Origin of the sequence: Streptomyces caatingaensis, from assembly GCF_001187435.1 — a bacterium.
Taxonomy (GTDB): Bacteria; Actinomycetota; Actinomycetes; order Streptomycetales; family Streptomycetaceae; genus Streptomyces; species Streptomyces caatingaensis.
In genome coordinates, this window is sequence record NZ_LFXA01000018.1 from 634,494 (window position 1) to 659,934 (window position 25,441).

The 25,441-nt window shown below is 74.2% G+C and carries 19 protein-coding genes; 10 read left to right on the top strand and 9 right to left on the bottom strand.

The genetic code is table 11. From position 1 onward, the window contains the following. The first annotated feature begins 22 nt into the window (after positions 1-22). Positions 23-226, top strand: coding sequence for a hypothetical protein (locus AC230_RS29565; protein ID WP_157868686.1), 204 nt, complete (start codon positions 23-25; stop codon positions 224-226). Between the two features lie 24 nt (positions 227-250). Here the strand turns inward: AC230_RS29565 and AC230_RS29570 are convergent, their stop codons facing one another. Further along, positions 251-1,048, bottom strand: a complete 798-nt coding sequence (locus AC230_RS29570; protein ID WP_049719387.1) for a phosphatase — start codon at positions 1,046-1,048, stop codon at positions 251-253. Between the two features lie 194 nt (positions 1,049-1,242). Here AC230_RS29570 and speB point away from each other — a divergent pair, with 194 nt between their 5' ends. From speB to AC230_RS29585, 3 genes are all read left to right on the top strand, one after another. After that, on the top strand, positions 1,243-2,217 hold the full coding sequence (gene speB, locus AC230_RS29575) for an agmatinase (RefSeq protein ID WP_049719388.1): 975 nt from the start codon (positions 1,243-1,245) through the stop codon (positions 2,215-2,217). Between the two features lie 132 nt (positions 2,218-2,349). Continuing rightward, entirely contained in the window at positions 2,350-4,494 is a 2,145-nt protein-coding gene (gene kdpB, locus AC230_RS29580; protein WP_422125653.1) for a potassium-transporting ATPase subunit KdpB, read from the top strand. Positions 4,495-4,651: 157 nt separating this feature from the next. Continuing rightward, the gene (locus AC230_RS29585; protein WP_241833402.1) at positions 4,652-8,314 is read left to right on the top strand and encodes an ABC transporter ATP-binding protein; all 3,663 of its coding nucleotides are present in this window, start codon (positions 4,652-4,654) and stop codon (positions 8,312-8,314) included. Positions 8,315-8,354: 40 nt separating this feature from the next. Here the strand turns inward: AC230_RS29585 and AC230_RS29590 are convergent, their stop codons facing one another. Next, entirely contained in the window at positions 8,355-8,981 is a 627-nt protein-coding gene (locus tag AC230_RS29590) for a hypothetical protein (protein ID WP_049719390.1), read from the bottom strand. A gap of 217 nt (positions 8,982-9,198) precedes the next feature. On the opposite strand from AC230_RS29590, the gene AC230_RS29595 reads away from it, so the two are divergent. Beyond that, positions 9,199-10,647: a S28 family serine protease gene (locus AC230_RS29595; RefSeq protein ID WP_049719391.1), complete on the top strand. Its 1,449-nt coding sequence runs from the start codon at positions 9,199-9,201 to the stop codon at positions 10,645-10,647. A 17-nt stretch (positions 10,648-10,664) separates the two neighbouring features. Here AC230_RS29595 and AC230_RS29600 read toward each other — a convergent pair whose 3' ends face one another. Together AC230_RS29600 and AC230_RS29605 are read right to left on the bottom strand one after the other, a co-directional pair. Then, positions 10,665-11,297, bottom strand: a complete 633-nt coding sequence (locus AC230_RS29600; RefSeq protein WP_078871668.1) for a hypothetical protein — start codon at positions 11,295-11,297, stop codon at positions 10,665-10,667. A 322-nt stretch (positions 11,298-11,619) separates the two neighbouring features. Next, on the bottom strand, positions 11,620-12,525 hold the full coding sequence (locus AC230_RS29605; protein WP_049719392.1) for a LysR family transcriptional regulator: 906 nt from the start codon (positions 12,523-12,525) through the stop codon (positions 11,620-11,622). A 101-nt stretch (positions 12,526-12,626) separates the two neighbouring features. Between AC230_RS29605 and AC230_RS29610 the strand changes: the two genes are divergently transcribed. Then, positions 12,627-13,250 (top strand): LysE family translocator, encoded by a 624-nt coding sequence (locus AC230_RS29610; RefSeq protein ID WP_049719569.1) that lies wholly within the window; start codon positions 12,627-12,629, stop codon positions 13,248-13,250. 17 nt (positions 13,251-13,267) lie between these two features. On the opposite strand, the gene AC230_RS29615 is transcribed toward AC230_RS29610, so the two are convergent. Then, complete coding sequence (locus AC230_RS29615; RefSeq protein ID WP_049719393.1) at positions 13,268-14,041, bottom strand: sugar phosphate isomerase/epimerase family protein; 774 nt, start codon at positions 14,039-14,041, stop codon at positions 13,268-13,270. 257 nt (positions 14,042-14,298) lie between these two features. Between AC230_RS29615 and recD2 the strand changes: the two genes are divergently transcribed. Both recD2 and AC230_RS29625 read left to right on the top strand, forming a co-directional pair. Beyond that, complete coding sequence (gene recD2, locus AC230_RS29620; RefSeq protein WP_049719394.1) at positions 14,299-16,521, top strand: SF1B family DNA helicase RecD2; 2,223 nt, start codon at positions 14,299-14,301, stop codon at positions 16,519-16,521. Positions 16,522-16,689: 168 nt separating this feature from the next. After that, entirely contained in the window at positions 16,690-17,979 is a 1,290-nt protein-coding gene (locus AC230_RS29625) for a citrate synthase (RefSeq protein ID WP_049719395.1), read from the top strand. Positions 17,980-18,473: 494 nt separating this feature from the next. On the opposite strand, the gene AC230_RS29630 is transcribed toward AC230_RS29625, so the two are convergent. Continuing rightward, positions 18,474-18,680, bottom strand: coding sequence for a helix-turn-helix transcriptional regulator (locus AC230_RS29630; RefSeq protein ID WP_049719396.1), 207 nt, complete (start codon positions 18,678-18,680; stop codon positions 18,474-18,476). A 354-nt stretch (positions 18,681-19,034) separates the two neighbouring features. Here AC230_RS29630 and AC230_RS29635 point away from each other — a divergent pair, with 354 nt between their 5' ends. Next, on the top strand, positions 19,035-20,531 hold the full coding sequence (locus tag AC230_RS29635) for a CoA-acylating methylmalonate-semialdehyde dehydrogenase (RefSeq protein WP_049719397.1): 1,497 nt from the start codon (positions 19,035-19,037) through the stop codon (positions 20,529-20,531). A gap of 38 nt (positions 20,532-20,569) precedes the next feature. Here the strand turns inward: AC230_RS29635 and AC230_RS29640 are convergent, their stop codons facing one another. Both AC230_RS29640 and AC230_RS29645 read right to left on the bottom strand, forming a co-directional pair. Continuing rightward, positions 20,570-22,060: a PH domain-containing protein gene (locus AC230_RS29640; protein ID WP_049719398.1), complete on the bottom strand. Its 1,491-nt coding sequence runs from the start codon at positions 22,058-22,060 to the stop codon at positions 20,570-20,572. Next, positions 22,057-22,572 carry a PH domain-containing protein gene (locus AC230_RS29645; protein ID WP_049719399.1) on the bottom strand — a complete coding sequence of 172 codons (516 nt, stop codon included), beginning with the start codon at positions 22,570-22,572 and terminating at the stop codon, positions 22,057-22,059. Before AC230_RS29645 ends, AC230_RS29640 begins: the two co-directional genes overlap by 4 nt. 101 nt (positions 22,573-22,673) lie before the next feature. Between AC230_RS29645 and AC230_RS29650 the strand changes: the two genes are divergently transcribed. Further along, on the top strand, positions 22,674-23,273 hold the full coding sequence (locus AC230_RS29650; RefSeq protein ID WP_049719400.1) for a TetR/AcrR family transcriptional regulator: 600 nt from the start codon (positions 22,674-22,676) through the stop codon (positions 23,271-23,273). A 45-nt stretch (positions 23,274-23,318) separates the two neighbouring features. Here AC230_RS29650 and AC230_RS29655 read toward each other — a convergent pair whose 3' ends face one another. Further along, complete coding sequence (locus tag AC230_RS29655; RefSeq protein WP_049719401.1) at positions 23,319-25,409, bottom strand: FUSC family protein; 2,091 nt, start codon at positions 25,407-25,409, stop codon at positions 23,319-23,321. Positions 25,410-25,441: the final 32 nt, after the last annotated feature.

Genomic DNA, 25,441 nt, shown 5'->3' on the forward strand with positions numbered 1-25,441 from the left:
CGAGTGGGGGAGGGGCCCTGTCGTGTCGCGGGCGTTGTTGATGGTGAGCGGGGCGGTCGTGCTCGTCCTGGGCGTGGTGCTGCTGTTCTTCTGGCACCAGCGCGTGGTCGAACTCACCGGGGCGGAGTGGCTCATATCGCGGCTGGGGCTGCGGGCGGTGGAGGCGGCGGTGCTGTACGGGGGCACATGGCTGTGCGTGCGGGGGTGGAACGGGCGCAAGGCGTAGGGGAGTTCGCCGCGGGCCAGGGGCTCAAGCCCCCGACAGCCCCGCCGCACCCAGCAAGTACGCCGTCATCGGCTCGTACGCCCGAGGATCGACGACGTGGTCGTCGAGCGGGACCGCCACCCGCAGCAACCCCTCCGCCTCCGCCAGGAACAGCGCCGGATCGTTGCAGTCCGCGTAGCCGACCGCGTCGATCCCGCGCTGCGCCGCGCATCCCGCCCAGCCGTGGTCGGCGACGACCAGGTCGGGCAGCGGGCGGCCCGCGCGGGCCAGGGCGTCGAGGACGGCGGCCATGGGCCCGGGGGAGTGGGTGTGCCACAGCGTGGCCCCCCGCTCGTACACCGCCACGCCGGCGATCTGGTGGACCGTGCCCTCCTCGGTGCGCAGCCCGCCCGGCACGGCGACGATCTCGCAGCCCGCCGCCCGCAGGGCGGCGGCCGTCGTGCGGTGCACCTCCAGGAGGCCGCCGGGGTGGCCGGTGGCGAGGAGGACGCGCCGGCGGGTCTCGGCCGCCTTGCGCAGGGAGACCGCCATGCGCTCCAGCGCCGCGACGGTCAGTTCGGGGTCGATGGTGTCCGGTCCGGTGCGCAGCTCCGGGTCGTCGCTGACGCCGCAGCGCTCGGCCATCACCGCCAGGACGTCCTGCTCGTCCCGCCAGCGGTCGCCCAGTTCGACGCCCAGCCAGTGCAGCCGGTCGCCGTGGGCGAGTTTGCGGTAGTGGTCGAGGCTGTTGGCCCGGGGCGTCGCGACGACGCCCGCGATGCGGGTCCGGACGAGGTGGTCGATGAGCCGGTCTCGGCTGGGGACGGGCGCGGGCGTCGGCATGCGGTCATTGTGCCCCGGCCCGCGGCGGGACGGGACGCCGTGGCCGCCATGGACGCGGCGTCCATAAGAGGAGGCCGTCCTCACAGTTCCGTCCATGTCCGCGGCCGGGGGCCCCGCCTACCCTCGGGAGCGCCCCCTATGTCCCGGGCAGCCGCCCAGGCGGCCGATCAAGGCAGCGAACGAGAGGCTTCCGCATGACCACCGACGCCCCCCGCGACCCGCGCGGCCCCGTCGACTCGTCCCGCATACCGCGTTACGCCGGTCCCGCGACCTTCGCCCGGCTGCCGCGGCTCGACGAGGTCGGCACCGCCGACGTCGCCGTGGTCGGCGTACCGTTCGACACCGGCGTCTCCTACCGGCCCGGTGCCCGCTTCGGCGGCAACGCCATCCGCGAGGCCTCCCGCCTGCTGCGCCCCTACAACCCGGCCCAGGACGCCTCGCCGTTCGCCCTCGCGCAGGTCGCGGACGCCGGTGACATCGCCGCGAACCCGTTCAACATCGACGAGGCCGTCGAGACCATCGAGGCAGCGGCCGACGACCTCCTCGGCACCGGCGCCCGCATGATGACCCTCGGCGGCGACCACACCATCGCGCTGCCGCTGCTGCGCTCGGTGGCCAGGAAGCACGGCCCCGTGGCCCTGCTCCACTTCGACGCCCACCTGGACACCTGGGACACCTACTTCGGCGCCGAGTACACCCACGGCACCCCCTTCCGCCGGGCCGTCGAGGAGGGCATCCTCGACACCTCCGCCCTCTCCCACGTGGGCACCCGCGGCCCGCTGTACGGCAAGAAGGACCTGGACGACGACGCCAAGATGGGCTTCGGCATCGTCACCTCCGCCGACGTCATGCGCCGCGGCGTGGACGAGGTCGCCGACCAGCTCCGCCAGCGCATCGGCGACCGGCCGCTGTACATCTCCATCGACATCGACGTCCTGGACCCCGCGCACGCCCCCGGCACCGGCACCCCGGAGGCCGGCGGCCTCACCTCCCGCGAGCTGCTGGAGATCATCCGCGGGCTGTCCTCCTGCCACCTCGTCTCCGCCGACCTGGTCGAGGTGGCCCCCGCCTACGACCACGCGGAGATCACCTCCGTCGCCGCCTCGCACACCGCGTACGAGCTGACGACGATCATGTCGCGGCAGATCGCCGCGTCCCGCGAGGCGTGAACGCCGCCGCGTAAGGGCCGCGTCAGTCCGGGCTCCGCGCGCGACAAGGGTCCGTAAGGAAGCCGTCACGGGGTGGGCCGCGCCAGTTGGCTGGGTGACCGTTCATCCAGCCGACTTCCGAAGGCCACCCCGTTGACGCTGCAGACCGTCCCCCAGCAGGAGTCCCCGCCGCCCCCGGCCCCCGGGGGGCCGCGGGGCGCGCGCCGGCACCGCCGCGTGGCCGCCGGGGCCGTCGAGCCCCGGCAGCTGCTGACCGCCTTCCCGGACGCCGTCCGCAAGCTGGACCCGCGGCTGATGGTCCGCAACCCGGTGATGTTCGTCGTCGAGGTCGGCTCCGTCCTCACCACGGCCTCCGCCCTCCTCGACCCGTCCGTCTTCGCCTGGCTGATCAGCGCCTGGCTCTGGCTCACCGTCGTCTTCGCCAACCTCGCCGAGGCCGTCGCCGAGGGCCGCGGCAAGGCGCAGGCCGAGACGCTGCGCCGCACCCGGAGCACGACGGTCGCCCGCCGGCTGCGCGTGTGGCGGGTGGGCCTCTCCCCGTACGACTGGGAGGAGCAGCGCGTCCCCGCCGCCGACCTGCGGCCGCAGGACGTCGTGGTGGTCGAGGCGGGCGGGACGGTCCCGGGCGACGGCGAGATCGTCGAGGGCGTCGCGAGCATCGACGAGTCGGCGATCACGGGCGAGTCCGCCCCGGTGATCCGCGCGGCCGGGGGCGACCGTTCCGGGGTGACCGGGGGGACGACCGTCCTCTCCGACCGGATCGTCGTGCGGATCACCTCGCGCCCCGGCCACACCTTCCTCGACCGGATGATCTCCCTCGTCGAGGGCACCAGCCGGCAGAAGACCCCCAACGAGCTGGCGCTCAACATCCTGCTGGCCTCGCTGACGGTCGTCTTCGTCCTGGCCGTCGTCAGCCTCCAGCCCATGGCCCGCTGGGCGGGCGCCGAGCAGTCCATCACCGTCCTCGTCGCCCTGCTGGTGACCCTGATCCCGACCACCATCGGCGCCCTGCTCTCCGCCATCGGCATCGCCGGCATGGACCGGCTCGTCCAGCGCAACGTCATCGCCCTCTCCGGCCGCGCCGTCGAGGCGGCCGGCGACGTCAACACCCTGCTCCTCGACAAGACCGGGACCATCACCCTCGGCAACCGGCAGGCGGTCTCCTTCGTCCCCGTCAAGGGCGTCCCCCGTGAACTCCTCGCCGACGCTGCCCAGTTGGCCTCGCTCGCCGACCCGACGCCGGAGGGCCGCTCGATCGTCGCCCTGTCGCGCCGGCAGGGGATCCACCGCGACGACGCCGACTTCGCGCACGGCCGGTTCGTGCCGTTCTCCGCTCAGACCCGGATGAGCGGCGCCGACTTCGCCCACGGGGACGACTTCTGCCGCATCCGCAAGGGCGCCGCGAGCGCCGTCCTGCACTGGGTGGACCGGCGCGGCGGCACGATCCCGCGCGACGCCCGCTGGATCGCCGACTCCGTCGCGGCCGGCGGCGGCACCCCGCTCCTCGTCGCCGTCGAGGACCACGACGGCACCCGGGTGCTGGGCGCCGTCCACCTCAAGGACGTCGTCAAGCCCGGCATCGCCGAACGCTTCGCCGAACTGCGGGCGATGGGCATCCGCACGGTCATGGTCACCGGCGACAACCCGCTCACCGCCAAGGCCATCGCCGCCGAGGCCGGCGTGGACGACTACCTGGCCGAGGCCACCCCCGAGCAGAAGCTCGCCCGCATCCGCGAGGAGCAGGCCGGCGGCAACCTCGTCGCCATGACCGGCGACGGCACCAACGACGCGCCGGCCCTGGCCCAGGCGGACGTGGGCGTGGCCATGAACACCGGCACCTCCGCCGCCAAGGAGGCCGGCAACATGGTCGACCTCGACTCCAGCCCCACCAAGCTCATCGAGATCATCGAGGTCGGCAAGCAGCTGCTGATCACCCGTGGCGCCCTCACCACGTTCTCCATCTGCAACGACGTCGCCAAGTACTTCGCCATCGTCCCCGCCATGTTCGGCGGCGTGGCCGGCTACGAGGGCCTGGAGAAGCTCAACGTCATGGGCCTGCACAGCCCGACCTCCGCCATCGCCTCCGCGATCGTCTTCAACGCCCTGGTCATCGTCGTCCTCATCCCCCTCGCCCTGCGCGGCGTCCGCTACGCCCCCTCGTCCGCGCACGCCCTGCTGCGCCGCAACCTCGGGGTGTACGGGGTCGGCGGGCTCGTGGCGCCGTTCGCCGGGATCAAGCTGATCGACCTGCTGATCCAGTACGTGCCCGGGTTCTGAGGGCGGCCCGCCGGCCGGCGGGATGAAATCCGCCCCCCGCGGCGTTCGGTCCTTCCGGTAGCACGTGAACGGCGGGAGGACCGGGGTGGCGAAGGAAACGGCTGGACAGGGGTGGGCCCGCAGGCTCGCCGGATACTGCTGGCGGTACCGGGGCACCGTGCTCCTGGCACTGGGCTCCTCGCTGGCCGGCATGGCCGTCATGGCGCTCGTCCCGCTCATACCCAAGCTGATCATCGACGACGTCATCGGCTCCCACGAACGCCCCCTCGCCCCCTGGGCCACCCTCCTGATCGTCGCCGCGGTCGTCGTCTACGGCCTCACCTACGTCCGCCGCTACTACGGCGGACGCCTCGCGCTCGACGTCCAGCACGACATGCGGACCGAGATGTACGCGTCCATCGCCCGCCTGGACGGCAAGCGGCAGGACGAGCTCTCCACCGGCCAGGTCGTCGGCCGGGCCACCAGTGACCTCCAGCTCATCCAGGGGCTGCTGTTCATGCTGCCGATGATGATCGGCAACGTCCTGCTGTTCCTCATCTCGCTCGTCGTGATGGCCGTCCTCTCGCCGCTGCTCACCGTCGTGGCCCTGGCCGTCGCGCCCGCGATCTGGTTCCTCGCCTCGCGCAGCCGCGTCCGCCTCCACCCGGCCACCTGGTGGGCCCAGGGCCAGGCCGCCGCCGTCGCGGGCGTCGTCGACGGCGCGGTCACCGGCGTCCGCGTGGTCAAGGGCTTCGGCCAGGAGGCCCAGGAGACGGCCAAGCTGCGGGAGGCCGGACGGCGGCTGTTCGCCGGGCGGCTGCGCACCGTGCGCCTCAACGCCCGCTACACGCCCGCCCTCCAGGCCGTCCCCGCGCTCGGCCAGGTCGCGATGCTCGCCCTCGGCGGCTGGATGGCGACCCGCGGGCAGATCACCCTGGGCACGTTCGTCGCCTTCTCCACGTACCTCGCCCAACTCGTCGGCCCCGTACGGATGCTCACCATGGTCCTCACGGTCGGCCAGCAGGCCAGGGCCGGCGTCGAGCGCGTCTGCGAACTCATCGACACCGAGCCGGTGATCGACGAGCGCCCGGACGCCCACGAGCTGCCCGCCGACGCGCCCGCCACCGTCGAGTTCGACGACGTCTCCTTCGGCTACGACCCCGGACGGCCCGTCCTCGACGGCCTGTCGCTGCGCGTCGAGCCCGGCGAGACCGTCGCCGTCGTCGGCGCCTCCGGCAGCGGCAAGTCGACGCTGTCCCTGCTGCTGCCGCGCTTCTACGACGTGACCGGCGGCGCGGTCCGCATCGGCGGCCACGACGTGCGCGACCTCACCCACGCCTCGCTGCGGGCCGCGATCGGGCTCGTGCCCGAGGACAGCTTCCTGTTCTCCGACAGCATCCGCGACAACATCGCCTACGGTGTCCCCGACGCGACCGACGAGCAGGTCCGCGCCGCCGCCCGCGCCGCGCAGGCCGACGGGTTCATCACGGCCCTCCCCGAGGGCTACGCGACCAAGGTCGGCGAGCAGGGCCTGACCCTCTCCGGCGGCCAGCGCCAGCGCATCGCCTTGGCCCGCGCCATCCTCACCGACCCCCGCCTGCTCCTCCTCGACGACGCGACCTCGGCGGTCGACGCCCGCGTCGAGCACGAGATCCACGAGGCGCTGCGCGGCGTCATGGCCGGCTGCACCACGCTCCTCATCGCCCACCGCGCCTCCACCCTGGCCCTCGCCGACCGCATCGCGGTCCTCGACGCCGGCCGCCTGGTGGACGTCGGCACGGCGGCCGAACTCCAGGAGCGCTGCGCGGTCTACCGGCGGCTGCTGACCGACCCCGAGGAGCTGGGCTCCTCCGTCTCCCCGGGCTACACGCCCGCGGCGCCCGCCGTGCCCGCCCCCGCGACCGGCCCGGACCCCCGCGTCCGCCGCCCGCGCCCCGTCGACGGCGTCACCCCCTCCCTGTGGGTGCGCCGCGAGGAGGGGGACGCGGACGCGGACCTGCCCGGCATGCCGGCCACCCCCGAGCTGCTCGCCAAGGTCAGGGCCCTGCCGCCGGCCACCGACACCCCCGACGTCGACGAGGAGCGCGCCGCCCGCCCCGAGCAGGCGTACGGGCTGCGGCAGTTGCTGCGCGGCTTCGGGGCACCCCTCGCGCTGGCCCTGCTGCTCGTCGCGCTCGACGCGGTCGCCGGGCTGCTGCTGCCCGTGCTGATCCGGCACGGCATCGACCAGGGCGTCGAGCGGGCCGCCCTCGGCGCGGTCTGGGCCGCCTCCGGCCTCGCCCTCCTCGTCGTCCTCGCCCAGTGGGCCGCCCAGGCGGCGGAGACCCGGGTGACCGGCCGCACCGGCGAACGCGTCCTCTACGCGCTGCGCGTGAAGATCTTCGCCCAGCTCCAGCGGCTCGGCCTCGACTACTACGAGCGCGAACTGACCGGCAAGATCATGACCCGGATGACGACGGACGTGGACGCGCTCTCCTCGTTCCTCCAGACCGGTCTGGTCACCGCCGTCGTCTCCGTCCTCACCTTCTTCGGCATACTCGTCGCCCTGCTGGTCATCGACGTCCGGCTCGCCCTGGTCGTCTTCGCGACGCTCCCGCTGCTCGTCGCCGGGACGTTCTTCTTCCGCCGGCAGAGCGTCAAGGCGTACGAACTCGCCCGCGAACGCGTCGGACTGGTCAACGCCGACCTCCAGGAGAGCGTCGCCGGCCTGCGGATCGTGCAGGCGTTCCGCCGCGAGGAGGCGGGCGCCGGGCGGTTCGCCGAGCGCAGCGACGACTACCGGCGGGCGCGGGTGCGCGGCCAGTGGCTGATCTCCGTGTACTTCCCGTTCGTCCAGCTCCTGTCGTCCGTCGCGGCGGCCGCGGTGCTGATCGTCGGCGCGGGGCGGGTGGACGACGGCACGCTCACCACCGGCGCGCTCGTCGCGTACCTGCTCTACATCGACCTCTTCTTCGCCCCCGTGCAGCAGCTCTCCCAGGTCTTCGACGGCTACCAGCAGGCGACCGTCTCGCTCGGCCGCATCCAGGGGCTGCTGCGCGAGCGGACCTCGACGCCGGTCGCGGCCGAGCCGCGGCCGGTGCGCGCGCTGCGCGGCGAAGTCGCCTTCGAGGACGTGCACTTCCACTACGGCGAGGAGAAGAAGGCGGCCCTCGACGGCATCCGCCTGACGATCCCGGCCGGGCAGACGGTCGCCTTCGTCGGCGAGACGGGCGCCGGCAAGTCGACGCTGGTGAAGATGGTCGCCCGGTTCTACGACCCGACGTCCGGGACGGTGCGGGTGGACGGCCACGACCTGCGCGACCTCGACCCCGTCGGCTACCGGCACCGGCTGGGCGTCGTCCCGCAGGAGCCGTACCTCTTCCCCGGGACGGTGCGCGATTCCATCGCCTACGGGCGGCCGGACGCCTCCGACGCGGAGGTCGAGGCGGCGGCGCGGGCGGTCGGCGCGCACGAGATGATCGCCACGCTGGACGGGGGGTACCTGCATCCGGTGGCCGAGCGCGGGCGCAACCTGTCCGCCGGGCAGCGGCAGTTGATCGCCCTCGCGCGGGCGGAGCTCGTCGATCCGGACGTGCTCCTCCTCGACGAGGCGACGGCCGCGCTCGACCTGGCGACCGAGGCGCTCGTCAACGAGGCGACGGAGCGGCTCGCCGGGCGGCGCACGACACTGGTCGTCGCCCACCGCCTGACGACCGCCGCGCGGGCGGACCGGGTCGTGGTCATGGACCGGGGGCGGGTCGTGGAGGACGGCACGCACGGGGAGTTGCTGGCGCTGGGGGGACGGTACGCGGAGCTGTGGCGCACGTTCGCCGGCGACCCGGCGCCGGTGTCCCGGGGGTGACCTCCGCCCCGTCCCGCCCTTGCTCCGTCTCCTCCGGGGCTCAGTCCCCGAGCGAGGCGCTGCGCAGGACCGCGTCGACTTCGCGGACGTCGTCCGGCGCGCCGGACGTGGCGATGCCGAGGAGGAACGCCGCCCGCCGGTCGTCCGAGGCGACGACGGTCATGCGCAGGTGTGCCACCCGGCCGCCCTCGGCGTCGACGGCCAGGGCGACGGTGTGCGCGGGACGGCCGCCCACCTCCTCGGGCCGGGACTCCTCGAGGCGCACGGCGCGGTCCGGGTAGAAGAACTCGGCGTTGGAGCGGGCGGCCCGCTCGGTGACGGTCCGCAGGCGGGGCTCGGGCACGGGCCGGGAGGGCCCGGCCAGGACGGTGCCGCGCGGTGAGCCGATGGCCGAACTGAAGGCGTCGATCAGGCGCTTGGAGCCGTTCGACTTCCAGCCGTCCGGTATCGCGTAGGACAGACCGGCCCGTTCGTCGGTCACCCGTGGCCGCCCGGCGAGGGGCGCGCCGTCCGTGTCACGGGACAGCCACCAGGCGGTGGCGCCCCCGCCGGCGAGGAGGAGGACGAGGAGGGCGACGAGGACGACGGGACGGGCCCGCCGGGCCGGGGCCGGGGGGAGGGGAGGAGCGGGCGGGAAGGGCGGCGGCAGCGGCGTCGGCGTCGTCATGCGTCCAGCCTTCCGGACCGGCCGCCTCCGCGCCTGAGTGCGGGTACTCAGGTGCGGGTACTCAATTCCGGTGCCCGGTGCGGCAGTCGGTCCCGGCGCAGGCGCCGGCACGCGCGCGGCGGCCGGCGCTGCCGCGGGCCGCGGAAAATGGGTCTGGCGCAGGACATGTCACCCCCGGTAGGTTCGCGGCGACCTTTGCGAACCCAGGGGAGGGCGTATGCGCAAGGCTCTCAGATGGCTGCTGGCGCTGGTGGTGCTCATAGGAGCGATCGGCGTCGGCGGCACGACGGCCGGAGCGGCGTACGCTTCCGGCAAGGACGGCAAGGACACCGGCGACGGCGACATCAAGGACCGCATCCTGAGGATCCCGGGCATGCGGCTCGTCGAGGAGAAGCCGTACGCGGGCTACCGCTACCTCGTCATGACGTACCGGCAGCCGGTCGACCACCGCCGGCCCGGCAAGGGCACGTTCGAGCAGCGGTTCACGCTGCTGCACAAGAGCACCGACCGTCCCACCGTCTTCTTCACCTCCGGCTACAACGTCAACACCAACCCCAGCCGCAGCGAGCCCACGCGCATCGTCGACGGCAACCAGGTGTCGATGGAGTACCGGTTCTTCACCCCGTCGCGCCCCCAGCCGGCCGACTGGTCGAAGCTGGACATCTGGCAGGCGGCTAGTGACCAGCACCGCCTCTACCGGGCCCTCAAGCCCGTCTACGGCAAGAACTGGCTGGCCACCGGCGGCAGCAAGGGCGGTATGACGGCCACCTACTTCCGCCGCTTCTACCCGGACGACATGAACGGCACCGTCGCCTACGTCGCGCCCAACGACGTGAACAACGACGAGGACTCGGCGTACGACCGCTTCTTCGCCACCGTCGGCGACAAGGCCTGCCGCACCCAGCTGAACTCGGTGCAGCGCGAGGCGCTCGTCCGCCGCGGCGAGATCGTCGCCCGCTACGAGAAGTGGGCCAAGGAGAACGGCAGGACGTTCAAGGTGGTCGGCAGCGCCGACAAGGCGTACGAGAACGTCGTCCTCGACCTGGTCTGGTCGTTCTGGCAGTACCACCTGCAGAGCGACTGCGCCTCCGTGCCCGCCACCAAGGCGTCCACGGACGAGCTCTACAAGTTCATCGACGACATCTCCGGCTTCGACGGGTACACCGACCAGGGCCTGGAGCGCTTCACCCCGTACTACTACCAGGCGGGCACCGAGCTGGGCGCGCCCACCGTCAAGTACCCGCACCTCAAGGGCCTGCTGAAGTACCCCGGCATCAACCAGCCGCGCTCGTACGTGCCCCGGGACATCACGATGAAGTGGCACGGGGGCTCGATGGCGGACGTCGACCGCTGGGTGCGCAACGACAGCACGCGGATGCTCTTCGTCTACGGGCAGAACGACCCGTGGAGCGGTGAGCCGTTCCGCCTCGGCCGCGACGCCGGCAAGCGGCACGACTTCCGCTTCTACGCCCCGGGCGGCAACCACGGCTCCACCATCGCGCAGCTCGTCGCCGACGAGCGGGCCAAGGCCACGGCCGAGGTCCTGAAGTGGGCGGGCGTGGCGCCGAAGGCCGTGGAGAAGGACGAGAAGGCGGCCCGGCCGCTCGCCCCGTTCGACGCGAAGCTCGACCACGTGAAGACCGAGCGGCAGTTCCTGCGCCCGTAACTCCCGGGCGGGACGGCTCACTCCAGGCGGCGGGCGCACCCCACGGGCGTCCCGCCGCCGACGTCCACGTAGAGGTCGGTGCCGTCCGGGCAGTCCGTCCGGGCGGCCACCTCGGCCGTCACCTCGTACTCCGGCGCGTGCGGTTGAGAGCCGTCGCACGCCGTCTCCTTCACCACCCCCGGTGCCGTGGTCCGGACGCAGTCGCCGGTGACCGTCAGCGGACCGCCGCCCCCGCCCGGGTCGCCCGGGTGCGGGGGACGCAGGTTCCGCATGCAGGCGTAGCCCTCCGGGGCGCTGTCCTCCTCGGAGGTGCCGGTGTCGACCTCCGACAGGTGCAGGACGAAGTCCGTGGGCTCCGGGCAGCGGGGACCCGTCTCCCGCGGCCCGTTCCAGCGCGCGAGGACCCGCGCGCGGGCCCGTCCGCTCCCGCAGTCCGTCTCCGGGAAGGAGGGGCCGGGGCCGGCGCAGGTGCCCGGGGCGAGGTACGCCGCCCGGCGCGGGGCACGCACCGGGGCGGCCTCCTCGCGCGGGCCCGCCGCGGCGCCGCCGTCCGCGCCCGCCCGGCCGGCCGGATGGCACGCGGTCAGCGCGAGCGGCCCCGAGAGCACGGCGAGCGCGCACAGCGCGGCGTTCAGCGCCGGTCGGCGCATGGAGTCCCCCTCGCGTCCCGCAAACCCCCGATGCGCGTTCAGAGTTACCGGACCGTGACCGGGGTGCGCCAGCAGCGCGGGATGTGCCCGGGGGCGCGCCGCCCGCTCCGTACGCCCTGTGCGGCGGCCTCCCGCGAGGAGCCGCCGCCGGTGCTCCGGAAGGGGCACACCGGACGGCGGCGTGCCGCCGGCCGCGGGCGGCGGAGAGGGAGGCCGGCAACGCGGTATCCGGCGGAGCCGGCACCGCACCACGGGGACTCGCCGGCGGCACGGCGCTTGGACGGAGCGGACGGCGGCCGGGTTCCTGGCCCGGGGCCGGGTCCTACGGGGTGTCCGGGACGGCCTCGCGCAGCAGCCGGACGGTCTCGGTGATCGCCGGGCGGCGGGCGGCGCCGGCGCGCCAGTACGCGAACAGCCGCCGCACCGGGACGGGTTCGAGCCCCAGCGCCACCACGCCGGACGGCAGCGGACCGCGGCCCAGTCGCGGGACGAGGGCGACGCCCAGCCCGGCGGCGACCAGCGCGAGCTGGGTCTGGTACTCGGTGACCTGGTGGACGAGGTCCGGCTCGTGCCCGGTGGCGCGCAGCGCCCGGACCAGCCAGTCGTGGCAGACGGTCCCCGGCGGCTGGCAGATCCACCGCTCGTGCGCCAGGTCCGCCGTGCTCAGCGGGGCGGCGCGGCCGGTCAGCGGGTGCCCGGCGGGGACGAGCACGTCGCACGGGTCCTGGCCCAGGGCGGCGCGCTCCATGCCCTCCGGGGCGGGCAGCGGGTTGATGTCCCAGTCGTGCGCGACGGCGAGGTCGACGACGCCCTGCGCGACCAGGCCGACGGACAGGTGCGGGTCCACCTCCGTCAACCGGGCGTCCACCGTGGGGTGTTCGCGGGCCAGGCGGGCCAGGACGCCGGGCAGCAGGTCGCGCGCCGCGGTGGGGAACGCGCCGACGGTCAGCCGGCCGGTGGGCAGGCCGCGCCGCTCCTCCAGCTCCGTCTCGGCGCGCTCGACGAGGACGAGCAGCTCCCGCGCGGTCGCGCTCAGGCGGACCGCGGCGTCCGTGAGCACCACGCCCCGGCCGCGGCGCTCCAGCAGCGTGGTGCGCGTCTCCCGCTCCAGTTTGGCGATCGCCTGCGAGACGGCGGAGGGCGTGTAGCCGAGGGCGAGGGCGGCGGCGCTGACGGAGCCGTGCACGGCCACGGCGTGCAGGGCCCTCAGCCGGGGCAGGTCCAGCACGTTCGGATGCTCCTTCCGGGTCGTCCTTGTCGGACTGCTTCACCCCATCATGCAGAAGCGTGAACTGGTGCTGAACGGTCGGCCGGATCATCATGATCGGCATGGTGAGTCTGCACGCGGTGGCCGGCATGGCGCTGGTGGCGCTGGGGATGGTGCTCGTCCCCGGCCCCAACATGATGTACCTGGTGTCCCGTTCGGTGGCCCAGGGCCGTCGCGTCGGGCTCGTCTCCCTGCTGGGCGTCGGCGCCGGCTTCCTCGTCCACCTGCTGGCCGCCGTCGCCGGCATCGCCGCGCTCTTCGCCGTCGTCCCCGTGCTCTACACGGTCCTGAAACTGGCCGGGGCCGCCTATCTGGCGTGGCTGGCCTGGCAGGCGCTGCGGCCGGGCGGCGCCTCCGCCTTCGACCCGCGGCCGCTGCCGCCGGACCCGCGGCGGCGGCTCCTCGTGATGGGGTTCGTCACCAACGTCCTCAACCCGAAGATCGCCGTGCTGTACGTCTCCGTGCTGCCGCAGTTCGTCGATCCGGAGCGGGGGGCGGTGCCGGTGCAGAGCCTGCTGCTCGGCCTGACGCAGATCGTCGTCGCCGTCACCGTCCACGGGCTGATCGTGCTCACGGCGGGGGCCGTGTCCTCCTTCCTGCGGCGGCGGCCGGGGTGGATGCGGGGCCAGCGGTGGCTGATGGGGGCGGTGCTGGGCGGGCTGGCCGTGCGGGTGGCGGTCGACTGACGGAGCCCCCGGGCCCGTCAGCCCTCGCCCGCGGTCAGGCGCCGCAGACACGCCAGCCCCGCCCCCGAGACCGCCCCGAACTCCTCCGCCTCCGCGAACCACCGCCGCTCGTACTCCCAGCAGAGCCACTCGCTGCGGCGCCCCGCCGTCCGCACGCACTCCGCCAGCGGCAGCGCCCCCGCCCCCAGCCGCACCGGCGTCACGTCCTCCCGGGAGGCGACGTCCTTCACCTGGACGTATCCGAGGTGCGGTGCCAGCGCCGCGAGGCTCTCGGCGGGCGCCTCGCCGGCGCGCCACGTGTGCAGGACGTCCCAGAGCGCCCCGACGGCGCGGTGCCCGACGAGTGCCAGGATCCGCAGGACGTCCCGTCCCCGGGGGCGGGCGTCGTGGGTCTCCAACAGGAGCCGGACGCCCAGGGATTGGGCGAGCGGGGCGACGGCCGCGAGGCGGCGCGCGGCGGTGGTGCCGGAACCGCCGCCGGGGAAGACCCGGACGTGCGGGGCGCCCACGTCCGCCGCCAGCCGCGCGAGCGCGCCCAGTTCGGCGAGCACCGGCCCGTCCGGCCCGTCCGCGGCGGCCCGCGCGTAGCCGGCGACGCCGAGGACGGAGACGCCGGCGGACGCGAACAGCCGCGCGGCGGCGCGGCGTTCGGCCGCCGGGGAGCCGAGGTGCAGCGGCTCCTCGGGGTGCACGCGGAGCTCGACCCCGTCCCAGCCGTCGGAGCGGGCGAGCCGGACCACGTCCGGCAGGGGGAGGCCGGGCACGCCGAGGGTGGAGAACGCGAGCTTCATCCCCTTCTGTTTGCCCGGCGCCTCCCCCCGGACCGGCACCTTGGGTAAAGGATTGGTAACGCTTCGCGCAGGCTGCAACCCCGCGGCGCCGCCAGGGGTCGTATGTGGCATCCGGCTTCCCGGGGGAGGCATCCGGGGGGAGGAGGGGAAGCCGGAGGGGGGAAGCGAGGGGCCCGGTCGTCGGACCGGGCCCCTCGAATCGCTTCCGGGCACCCGGGCCGCCGGGGCTGTCGGTGGCCGGCTGTACCGTCGGAGCCATGGTGCAACTGGCGGTGGTCGAAGGGGTGCTCGAGCGCATCACCTACGCCAACGAGGAGAACGGCTACACCGTGGCCCGCGTCGACACGGGCCGCGGCGCGGGCGACCTCCTCACGGTCGTGGGCTCGCTGCTCGGCGCCCAGGTCGGCGAGTCCCTGCGGATGGAGGGCCGCTGGGGCTCCCACCCGCAGTACGGCAAACAGTTCACGGTGGAGAACTACACCACCGTCCTCCCCGCCACCATCCAGGGCATACGCCGCTATCTCGGCTCCGGCCTGGTCAAGGGCATCGGCCCGGTCTTCGCCGACCGCATCACCCGGCACTTCGGGCTGGAGACGCTCGACATCATCGAGACGGCCCCCGAGCGCCTGATCGAGGTCCCCGGTCTCGGCCCCAAGCGCACCAAGAAGATCACGGCCGCCTGGGAGGAGCAGAAGGCGATCAAGGAGGTGATGCTCTTCCTCCAGACCGTCGAGGTCTCCACCTCCATCGCCGTCCGCATCTACAAGCAGTACGGCGACGCCTCGATCTCCGTCGTGAAGAACGAGCCGTACCGCCTGGCGGCCGACGTCTGGGGCATCGGCTTCCTCACCGCCGACCGGATCGCGCAGTCCGTCGGCATCCCGCACGACAGCCCCGAGCGCGTCAAGGCCGGTCTCCAGTACGCCCTTTCGCAGTCGGCCGACCAGGGCCACTGCTTCCTGCCCGAGGAGCGGCTGATCGCGGACGCGGTCAAGCTCCTCCAGGTGGACACCGGCCTGGTGATCGAGTGCCTGGGCGACCTCGCGGCGGACGAGGAGGGGGTGGTCCGCGAGACCGTCCCCGGCCCGGAGGACGGCCGGCCGGTCACCGGCGTCTACCTCGTCCCCTTCCACCGCGCCGAACTCTCCCTGGCCGGCCAGCTGTCGAGGCTCCTGCGCTGCGACGAGGACCGGCTGGCGGCGTTCGCGGACGTCGACTGGGAGAAGGCCCTCGGCTGGCTCGCCGGCCGCACCGGCGCCGAACTCGCCCCGGAGCAGCGGGAGGCGGTCCGCCTCGCGCTGACCAGCAAGGTCGCGGTCCTCACCGGCGGCCCCGGCTGCGGCAAGTCGTTCACCGTGCGCTCCGTGGTCGAACTCGCCCGCGCCAAGCGCGCGAAGGTGGTGCTCGCGGCGCCCACCGGCCGGGCCGCCAAGCGGCTCTCGGAGCTGACCGGCGCCGAGGCGTCCACTGTGCACCGCCTGCTGGAGCTCAAGCCCGGCGGCGACGCCGCGTACGACCGCGAACGCCCGCTGGACGCCGACCTGGTGGTCGTCGACGAGGCGTCCATGCTCGACCTCCTGCTGGCCAACAAGCTCGCCAAGGCCGTCCCGCCGGGCGCCCATCTGCTCCTCGTCGGGGATGTGGACCAGCTCCCCTCCGTCGGCGCCGGCGAGGTGCTGCGCGACCTGCTGGCCCCCGGCAGCCCCGTCCCCGCCGTCCGCCTCACGCGCATCTTCCGGCAGGCGCAGCAGTCGGGCGTGGTGACCAACGCGCACCGGATCAACTCCGGCCTGCCACCGCTCACGTCGGGGCTGTCCGACTTCTTCCTCTTCGTCGAGGAGGACACCGAGGAGGCGGGTCGGCTCACGGTGGACGTGGCGGCCCGGCGGATCCCCGCGCGGTTCGGCCTCGACGCCCGGCGGGACGTCCAGGTGCTCGCCCCGATGCACCGCGGCCCGGCCGGCGCCGGCACCCTCAACGGCCTGCTCCAGCAGGCGATCACGCCCGCCCGCCCCGACCTGCCCGAGCGCCGCTTCGGCGGCCGCGTCTTCCGCGTCGGGGACAAGGTCACCCAGATCCGCAACAACTACGACAAGGGCGTGAACGGCGTCTTCAACGGCACGGTCGGCGTCGTCACCGCCCTGGACGAGGTCGAGCAGCGCCTGACGGTGCGCACCGACGAGGACGAGGAGGTCGGTTACGACTTCGACGAGCTCGACGAGCTCGCCCACGCCTACGCGGTGACGATCCATCGGTCGCAGGGCAGCGAGTATCCGGCGGTGGTGATCCCGGTGACCACCGGGGCCTGGACCATGCTCCAGCGCAATCTTCTCTATACGGCCGTAACCCGGGCAAAGCGGCTCGTGGTGCTGGTGGGCTCGCGGCGGGCCCTGGGGCAGGCGGTGCGGACGGTCGGGGCGGGCCGGCGGTGCACGGCGCTCGATCACCGGCTCGGGGCCGGAGGTGGTGTTCGTCTCTGACCGGTTTACCAATCGGGGCGAAGGGGGCAGGATGGCCAGCCGGACGGCACTCAGTGCCGTCCATGGGCCCTATGGCCGACCCCGAGTGCACGTACCACGTCCAAATGGGGGAAGGTAGGGGTAGTCAGGGCACCTCAAAGAAGAGGCACAACGTCGGTGAGGGATGACGTGAGCGACAACTCTGTAGTAGTGCGTTACGGGGACGGCGAGTACACCTACCCGGTGGTCGACAGCACCATCGGCGACAAGGGCTTCGACATCGGGAAGCTGCGTGCCCAGACCGGTCTGGTGACCCTGGACTCGGGATACGGCAACACGGCCGCCTACAAATCCGCCATCACCTACCTGGACGGCGAGCAGGGCATCCTGCGGTACCGCGGTTACCCGATCGAGCAGCTCGCCGAGCGCAGCACCTTCCTCGAGACCGCGTTCCTGCTGATCAACGGCGAGCTGCCCACCGCCGACGAGCTCGCCCGCTTCCAGGACGAGATCACCCGCCACACCCTGCTGCACGAGGACGTCAAGCGGTTCTACGACGGCTTCCCGCGCGACGCCCACCCGATGGCGATGCTGTCCTCGGTGGTCAGCGCCCTGTCCACCTTCTACCAGGACAGCCACAACCCGTTCGACGCCAAGCAGCGCGACCTGTCCACGATCCGGCTGCTCGCCAAGCTGCCCACGATCGCGGCCTACGCGTACAAGAAGTCCGTCGGTCACCCGGTGGTCTACCCGCGTAACGACCTCGGCTACGTCGAGAACTTCCTGCGGATGACCTTCTCGGTGCCGGCCGCGGACTACGACCTGGACCCCGTGGTGGTCAGCGCCCTGGACAAGCTGCTGATCCTGCACGCGGACCACGAGCAGAACTGCTCGACCTCGACCGTGCGCCTGGTGGGCTCCTCGCAGGCCAACCTGTTCGCCTCGATCTCCGCGGGCATCAACGCCCTGTGGGGCCCGCTGCACGGCGGCGCCAACCAGGCCGTCCTGGAGATGCTGGAGAGCATCGCGGCCTCCGGCGGCGACGTCGACGCCTTCATCCGCAAGGTGAAGAACAAGGAGGACGGCGTCCGCCTGATGGGCTTCGGGCACCGGGTCTACAAGAGCTTCGACCCCCGCGCGAAGATCATCAAGGCGGCGGCGCACGACGTCCTGTCGGCCCTCGGCAAGTCCGACGAGCTGCTGGACATCGCGCTCAAGCTGGAGGACCACGCGCTCTCCGACGACTACTTCGTCTCGCGCAACCTCTACCCGAACGTGGACTTCTACACCGGTCTCATCTACCGGGCGATGGGCTTCCCCACCGAGATGTTCACCGTGCTCTTCGCGCTCGGCCGGCTGCCCGGCTGGATCGCCCAGTGGCACGAGATGATCAAGGAGCCGGGTTCCCGCATCGGGCGCCCGCGGCAGATCTACACCGGCGTCGTCGAGCGGGACTTCGTGCCCGTCGAGAACCGCTGACGCGAGGGAATCACCGCTGCGCGGGGCCGCCACGGCGGCCCCGCGTTTCCCGTCCCCGGCATCCGGTGGCGTTTCCCCGCCCGGGTTCCGCGACAGCGCATGCGGGCGACAGCCAAACGCATGTAGACGGCATCTATGAAAAGCGCCCCGCATCCGATCCCCCCACGGGTCGGAGCGGGGCGCTTCTCGTTCCCGGAACGGATTCCCCCCACGGGATCCGTCCGGGAGCCTGTGTGCGCCGTGCGCCCAGTGCTCCGCACGCGATCTGCCGGGACAACGTACGGACGGGAGGGCCGCTCAAAGCTCCCCGGGTACGTGCCCCGGCCACGCGTGGCCGGCCCGTCCCCCAAGACGATCCAGCACTGCCTGGTTAGACCAATCCACCCCCGGAATGGTTACCCCCGAATCGCTGTGATCTAGGTCTCTCGTTCTCGCCGGCAAACGCGGACATAAATAGGCAAGGACCCTGCGTAAATCAGGGTCCTCGCCCGCTGTCAGTCGCCCCGGCCGCGGCGGGCCCGGTTGCCCGGCCGGGAGGCGACCCACAGCCGGATCGTGTCGGCGAACCAGTACGGTCTGCCGCCCTCGTTGAGATCCGGAGCCGGCATCAGGCCGTGCTTGCGGTACGAGCGCACGGTGTCGGTCTGCACTCCGAGGTGTGCGGCGATCTCCTTGTAGGACCAGAGCCGGCGGTCGGTCATCTCTCGCACCTCTCCGCGGCGCCGCGGGGCGGAGGGGGCTCCGTCGGGGGGACCGCGGCGCTGCCTTCGTTCGTGGTCGGTGAGCCTGACGTGACGGTCGGCGGGCGACGGGCGGCGGCGCGGGCTTGTGGGACGGCTGTCGCGGAAGGCGGACGGAGTGGTGACGGTTGTGACGGGGGGGCGACGTGGTGTTCGACGGCGGGCGGGGGCGGCGGGCCGGGGAGGGGGGTTCGGGCGCGGGGCGGGGAAGTGTCCATGCGGCGGCCCCGACGGCCGACAGTGTGCCGGGGGCGCGCCCCGCCCCCGCGTGGTGGGATGTGCCCGCCGCTTCCCGACGCGAGAGGTGCTGAGCCGATGACCAAGACCGTCAGCCACTGGATCGGCGGCCGTACCGCCGAGGGTGCCTCCGGCGCCCACGCGCCCGTCACCGACCCCGCGACCGGCGAGGTCACCACCCGCGTCGCCCTGGCCTCGCCGGCCGAGGTGGACGCGGCCGTGGCAGCCGCCAAGGACGCCTTCGCCTCCTGGGGCACGTCCTCGCTCGCCACGCGTACGGGCGTCCTCTTCGCCTACCGCGCGCTGCTGGACGCGCACCGCGAGGAGATCGCCCGGCTGATCACCGCCGAGCACGGCAAGGTGCGCGCCGACGCCCTCGGGGAGGTCGCGCGCGGCCTGGAGATCGTCGAACTCGCCTGCGGCATCCCGGAGAAGCTCAAGGGCGAGCTGTCCACCCAGGTCTCCCACCGGGTGGACGTGGCCGCGATCCGGCAGCCGCTGGGCGTCGTGGCGGGCATCACGCCGTTCAACTTCCCGGCGATGGTGCCGCTGTGGATGTTCCCGCTGGCCGTCGCGTGCGGCAACACGTTTGTGCTGAAGCCGAGCGAGAAGGATCCGTCCGCCTCGGTGCTGCTCGCGGAGCTGGCCGCGGAGGCGGGGCTCCCGGACGGGGTCCTCAACGTCGTCCACGGCGACAAGGCGGCCGTGGACCGGCTGCTGGAGCATCCGGACGTCGCGGCCGTCTCCTTCGTGGGCTCGACGCCCGTCGCCCGGTACGTGCACGGGACCGCCTCCGCGCACGGCAAGCGCGTCCAGGCGCTCGGCGGCGCCAAGAACCACATGCTCGTCCTGCCCGACGCGGACCTCGACGCGGCGGCCGACGCGGCGGTGTCGGCGGCGTACGGGTCGGCGGGCGAGCGCTGCATGGCCGTGTCGGCGGTCGTCGCCGTCGGCGGCATCGGCGACGACCTCGTCGCGCGGATCCGGGACCGGGCGGAGAAGGTCAGGATCGGGCCCGGCGACGACGCGGCGTCCGAGATGGGCCCGCTGATCACCGCCGAGCACCGCGACCGGGTCGCCTCCTACGTGGCGGGGGCCGCGGCGCAGGGGGCCGACGTCGTGCTCGACGGGACGGGGTTCACGGTCGAGGGCTACGAGAACGGCCACTGGATCGGGCTGTCCCTGCTCGACAAGGTGCCGGTGACCGCGGACGCCTACCGCGACGAGATCTTCGGCCCGGTGCTGTGCGTGCTCCGCGCGGAGACCTACGAGGAGGGCGTCGCGCTCATCAACGCCTCGCCCTGGGGCAACGGCGCGGCCGTCTTCACACGCGACGGCGGCGCGGCCCGCCGCTTCCAACTGGAGGTGCAGGCGGGCATGGTGGGCGTGAACGTGCCCATCCCCGTGCCCGTCGCCCACCACTCCTTCGGCGGCTGGAAGGACTCCCTCTTCGGCGACCACCACGTCTACGGCAACGACGGCGTCCGCTTCTACACGCGCGGCAAGGTCGTCACGACACGCTGGCCGGACCCGGCCGACGGCGGCGTGGACCTGGGCTTCCCGAGCCACCGCTAGGCGGCCGGCGGGTGGGGGCGCCGCCGCCCCCACCGCGCTCAACCGCCGGACGGCACCGGTTCCGTGAACTCCCGCAGCCAGCCGGGGGTCGCCGCGTCGGCGAAGGCGACGGCGGAATCGGCCGCCATGTCCCGTATGGGGTAGGCGTCCTCGCCGCCCGCGACGGCGGGGGTGGCGGTGACGACGCCGGCGCGCCGGGAGAACGGGGTGTCCGTGAACGTCCAGGCCAGTACGGACGCCCGGTCGAGGACGACCGTTTCGCCGCTCAGGGCGCCCGAGCGGACGAGCAGCCAGCGGCCGCGCACCGCGTGGCCGAGGGCGCGGTACGCGGCCCCGGCGAGGAGGCGGGCGAGGGGGACGGCGAGGAGGAGCCAGGCCGCGGCGCACCACAGGAGGACGGGGGCCAGCAGCGCCCCCAGCACCCCCAGGGCCACCGCCACCGGGGCGACCGCCCACGTCAGGAGGCGGACGAAGCGGCGGCGGCGCGCCACGCGGGGGTGGGGCAGGAGCCCGTCCGTCCCGACGGGCTCGCCCAGGACGCCGGCGCAGACGCGTACCGCCTCGGAGCGCGGGGCCGGGGGCAGGAGCGTGCTGCGCTTGCGGTTCTCCTCGCGGTCGCCGAGGCCGCTCGCGACGGCCCGTACCGCCGCGCCGCCGCCGGAGCGCAGCAGCAGCGGCTCGCGCAGGACGACGCCGCGCAGCCGGGATCGTTCGATCGACACGGAGCGGGTGGTGAACAGGCCGTGGCGGACGCGGAGGGTCGCGTCGTCCGTCCACTCCAGGCGGTAGCCCCACCAGTTCTCGGCGTAGAGGGCGACCGCGCCCACGACGCCGAGGGCCGTGACGGCCAGCAGTCCGGCGGGGACGGTGAGCCAGAGGGCGCTCCGTCCGAACGCGTCGAAGGCCCGCCGCACGACGCCGATCCGCCAGGGCTGGACGCCGATGCCGTCCAGCACCCGCCACACCGCCCCGCCGGCGGCGAGGACGCCGCCGAACACCCAGAAGGTGAGCGGCGCGTAGCGCAGCCGGCGCGGGTCGGCGGTGGAGAGGACGGGCTCGGTGGCGTCCACGGACCCGGCGCGGGCGAGGAGTTCGCCGCGGAGGCGCTCGGCGCCCGCCCGGCCGAGGGCCTCGAGCTTCAGCTCGCCGCTGTGCCCGCCGGTGCCGGCCCGCAGGACGACCAGGCCGAGGAGGCGCTGGACGGGGCTGGCGGTGAGGTCGACGTTGCGGATCCGGTGCAGGGGGACGGCGCGGACCCGCCGGGTGAGCAGGCCGGAGCGCACCTCGACGGCGTCGGCCGTGACGCGGTACCGGGTGAGGCGCCAACTCAGCGCCCCCGCACCGGTGATGGCGGCGAAGACGGCGCCGATGACCGCGAGGGTGATCCAGGCGCGGGTGCCGAGGCGCCCGCCGGTGGCCAGCGCGGTGAGCGCGAGCGAGCCGAGCGGGGCGCCGAGCCAGGCGCAGTGGGCGAGCGGGGTGCGCGGGTCGAGGCGGCGCCAGCCGCCCGCGTGCCGGGGGGCGTTCACGCGGCGTCCTCCCGTACGGCGCGCACGGCCTCGGCGACGCGCTCGGCCATGGCCCGGGCGTCCTCCTCCGCCAGTCCGGCGATCTTCACGGCGCCGGCCGTGGAGGCGGTGGTGACGGTGACGGTGGCGAGCCCGTAGCGCCGCTGGAGCGGGCCGATCCCGGTGTCCACCGTCTGCACCCGCGACAGCGGCGCGATGCGGCGCCGCTGGAAGAACCAGCCGCTCGCGGTGTAGACGGCCGATGCGCCGACCTCCCAGGCGTGGACGCGGAAGCGCCAGGCGGGCATGGCCAGTTGGTAGAAGAGCGCGGGCGCGACCAGCACGGCCGCCACCAGGGGGCCGAGCCAGGGCAGGGCGCCGGGGAAGAACAGCGCGGAGAGGACCAGCAGGGCGGCGGCCGTGAGCAGCAGCGGGCCGGAGACGGTGAGCAGCGCCTGGAGGGCCCACCAGCGGCGGGCGCGGGGATCGACGCGGTGGCGCGGCGGCCGCAGTCGTATCCGGGTACCGGTCATCGCGTGGTGCCCCCGATCTTTCCAAGTCGATCGTATTGGTTCCTGTGCTCGGTAGGGTATGGCAATACGCTCGACTTGGAAAACGGAGAGGTGGACGCCCCATGCCCAAGCGCGTCGACCACGAGGAGAGACGCCGCCGCATCGCCGAGGCGCTGTGGCGCATCGCCAGCACCAGGGGGCTGGAGGGCGCGAGCATGCGGGACGTGGCCGCCGAGGCCGGCGTCTCGCTCGGGCAGCTCCAGCACTACTTCGCCACCAAGGACGAGCTGATCGTCTTCGCCCTGGAGCACATCAGCGGCCTGGGCGAGGAGCGCATCCGCCGCCGCATCGCCGCGATCACCGAGGACCCCGCCCCGCGCACCGTCCTGCGCGAGTGCGCGGCCGGGATGCTGCCGCTGGACGACGAGAGCCGCACCGGACTCCTCGTCGGGATCGCCTACTTCATCCGCGCCCTGGGCGACGAGCGGCTGCGCCGCCACGCGCAGGAGGGGCAGCCCGCGCTGCGCGGCTTCCTCGCCGGCCAGTTCCGGCAGGCCGCCGAGAGCGGCGAGACGGTGCCCGGGCTCGACCCCGACACCGAGGCGATGCTGCTCATCGCGCTCACGGACGGGCTGACCAGCTCCGCGCTGCTGGAGGTGATCACGCCGGAGGAGGCGCTGGAGCTTCTCGACCGCCATCTGGACCGGCTCTTCGTGGCCTGAGACGGACCGGGACGGCATCCCGGAGCCGCCCGGCCCGCGGGGGCCTCACGCCCGCCGCGCCGCACGGTTGCGTCCGCCCGGCCCCGGCGACAGCGCCGCCGCCAGCTCGTCGAGCGCGTCCACCAGCAGCTCCGCGCCGCGTATCGCGACGCCCCGGTCGCCCTCGGCCGCGCACCAGGCGGTCAGCACGGCGCGCGGGCCCGCCCAGTCCAGGGCCCGCCGCTCCCGCACCGCGGCCACCGCGGCGGGCAGGGCGGCGCGCAGCGCCCCGGCGAACTCCCCGGCGTAGGGGGAGGGTGGGGCGTCACGCTCCGGAATGTGCGCCTCCATGAGCATCGTCACCCGGCCCATGGTGGCCAGCGCCGCGTCCGCCGCGCGCTCCGCGGTACGGGAGAGGCCCCGGTGCCGCACGGGCTCCTTGAGGGCGCGTTCCGCCGTCTCCTCCCACCCGGTGCGTGCCGCCCGGGAGTCGAGCAGGGCGTCGCGCACCCGGCGCGCGCGGTGCCCGCCGGGACGCGCGTACGCGTCGAGGACGGCCAGGCAGTACGCGCCGTTGGCGGCCAGCCAGTCGGCGAGCCGGTCGCGCAGCCGCCGGGTCTCCCACACCGGGAACAGCGCGTAGGCGGCCATCGCCAGCAGCCCGCCCAGCAGCGTGAGCGCCACCCGGGCCTGCACGGTCTGCGACCAGCCCTCGCCGACCATGCCGAGCAGGAAGACGACGTACGCGCCGATGCACGCCGAGGCCACGACGTAGCCGGTGCCCATGAGCAGGTACAGCAGCCCGACGCAGGCCACCGCGAGCGCCGCCGACACGTACACCCCCGGGTGCAGCAGCGTCGCGAGGGCCGCGGCCAGGAGCACCCCGACGACCGTGCCGGCGAACCGGGCCACCCCGCGCGAGAAGGTCCGCGCGAAGTCCGGCCGCATGATCATCACCGAGGCCATGGGTGCCCAGTAGCCGTGGCCGAGCGGCAGCGCGGCGCCCAGCACGTAGCCCACGGACGCGACCGCCGCGACCCGTACGGCGTGCCGGGCCACGGGCGACGACCAGGTGGCCTCGCGGCGGACCGCCCGCAGGGCGACCGGGATCAGCCGGGGGACGGTGGGCCGCAGCAGGGGCCGGCGCTCGCCGGAACGGCGGGCGGTGCCCGGCGGTTCGTCGCCCTCCTCGACCACGTCGCCCAGCAGCGCGATCAGCCGGTACGCGGAGCGGCGCGCCGCCCCGGTGAGCATCGGGCCCTCCTCGGGCACCTGGAGGACGGCCAGCGCCTCGGGCGGCAGCCGCACCGGGCGGCCCCAGCGGACGGCCCGCGCGACGGCGTCCAGCACGGCCGCCGCCGCGCCCAGCAGGTCGCGGACCCGGTCGCGCTCGGGCCCCTCGGGGGGCGCCCCGACCACGGGGTCGGCCAGCGCCGCCAGCACGGGCCGCAGCCGCTCGGCGAGCCCGCGCGGACCGCCCAGTTCGCGCGGGCGGTTGCGGGCCTGGCGCGGCGTGAGCTCGGCCGCGCTGCGGGCCTCCATCAGCGGCTGCGGGTCGAAGCGGGCCACCGGGTCGTGGCGCAGCCGGCGCGCGTAGTCGGCCTCGGCGGCCAGCGCGTCGGCGAGCGCGTCCCGCTGCCGGCCCCAGGGTCTGATGGGGAACAGGACGATGAGCAGCGCCTGGACGACGCCGCCGACGGAGATCAGGGCGGCGTGCTCGGCCGCGCCCGCGACGGAGGTCGGCAGGGTGACCGTGACCAGCATGACCGCCACGGTCTGCGTGGCCACCAGCCCGGAGACCGGGCCGACCGCCCACGCCATGCCGGACAGCAGCGTCCACACGGCCAGCAGCAGGACGAACAGGACGTGGCTGTAGGCGGCGAGGTAGCCGAGGAAGGTGCTGACGCCCAGTCCGGCGGCCACCCCCAGGGCCAGCACCGGCCGCGGCCGCCAGCTCTGCTGGAAGGTCGCGAGCCCCGCGGCGAACGCGCCGAAGGCGGACGACACGGCGAGGGCGGGCGAGCCGAAGGCGAGGAGCAGCGCCACGACGAGGGCGACGCCGGCGGCGGCGCGGAGGGTGACGAGGGGTTCGAGCCTGGCCCGCTCGACGGTCAGCCCGGCGCGGGCGGTCTCCTTGAGCGCGCTCAACCAGGGCATGCGTCCGAGCTTACGGTCCCGCCCGGCAATCC

Bases quoted from the DNA above. Each gene is read 5' to 3' on its own strand.
- AC230_RS29570 (WP_049719387.1), bottom strand. From the start codon at position 1,048: ATGCCGACGCCCGCGCCCGTCCCCAGCCGAGACCGGCTCATCGACCAC.
- speB (WP_049719388.1), top strand. From the start codon at position 1,243: ATGACCACCGACGCCCCCCGCGACCCGCGCGGCCCCGTCGACTCGTCC.
- AC230_RS29590 (WP_049719390.1), bottom strand. From the start codon at position 8,981: ATGACGACGCCGACGCCGCTGCCGCCGCCCTTCCCGCCCGCTCCTCCC.
- AC230_RS29595 (WP_049719391.1), top strand. From the start codon at position 9,199: ATGCGCAAGGCTCTCAGATGGCTGCTGGCGCTGGTGGTGCTCATAGGA.
- AC230_RS29600 (WP_078871668.1), bottom strand. From the start codon at position 11,297: ATGCGCCGACCGGCGCTGAACGCCGCGCTGTGCGCGCTCGCCGTGCTC.
- AC230_RS29610 (WP_049719569.1), top strand. From the start codon at position 12,627: ATGGTGAGTCTGCACGCGGTGGCCGGCATGGCGCTGGTGGCGCTGGGG.
- AC230_RS29615 (WP_049719393.1), bottom strand. From the start codon at position 14,041: ATGAAGCTCGCGTTCTCCACCCTCGGCGTGCCCGGCCTCCCCCTGCCG.
- recD2 (WP_049719394.1), top strand. From the start codon at position 14,299: ATGGTGCAACTGGCGGTGGTCGAAGGGGTGCTCGAGCGCATCACCTAC.
- AC230_RS29630 (WP_049719396.1), bottom strand. From the start codon at position 18,680: ATGACCGACCGCCGGCTCTGGTCCTACAAGGAGATCGCCGCACACCTC.
- AC230_RS29635 (WP_049719397.1), top strand. From the start codon at position 19,035: ATGACCAAGACCGTCAGCCACTGGATCGGCGGCCGTACCGCCGAGGGT.
- AC230_RS29645 (WP_049719399.1), bottom strand. From the start codon at position 22,572: ATGACCGGTACCCGGATACGACTGCGGCCGCCGCGCCACCGCGTCGAT.
- AC230_RS29650 (WP_049719400.1), top strand. From the start codon at position 22,674: ATGCCCAAGCGCGTCGACCACGAGGAGAGACGCCGCCGCATCGCCGAG.
- AC230_RS29655 (WP_049719401.1), bottom strand. From the start codon at position 25,409: ATGCCCTGGTTGAGCGCGCTCAAGGAGACCGCCCGCGCCGGGCTGACC.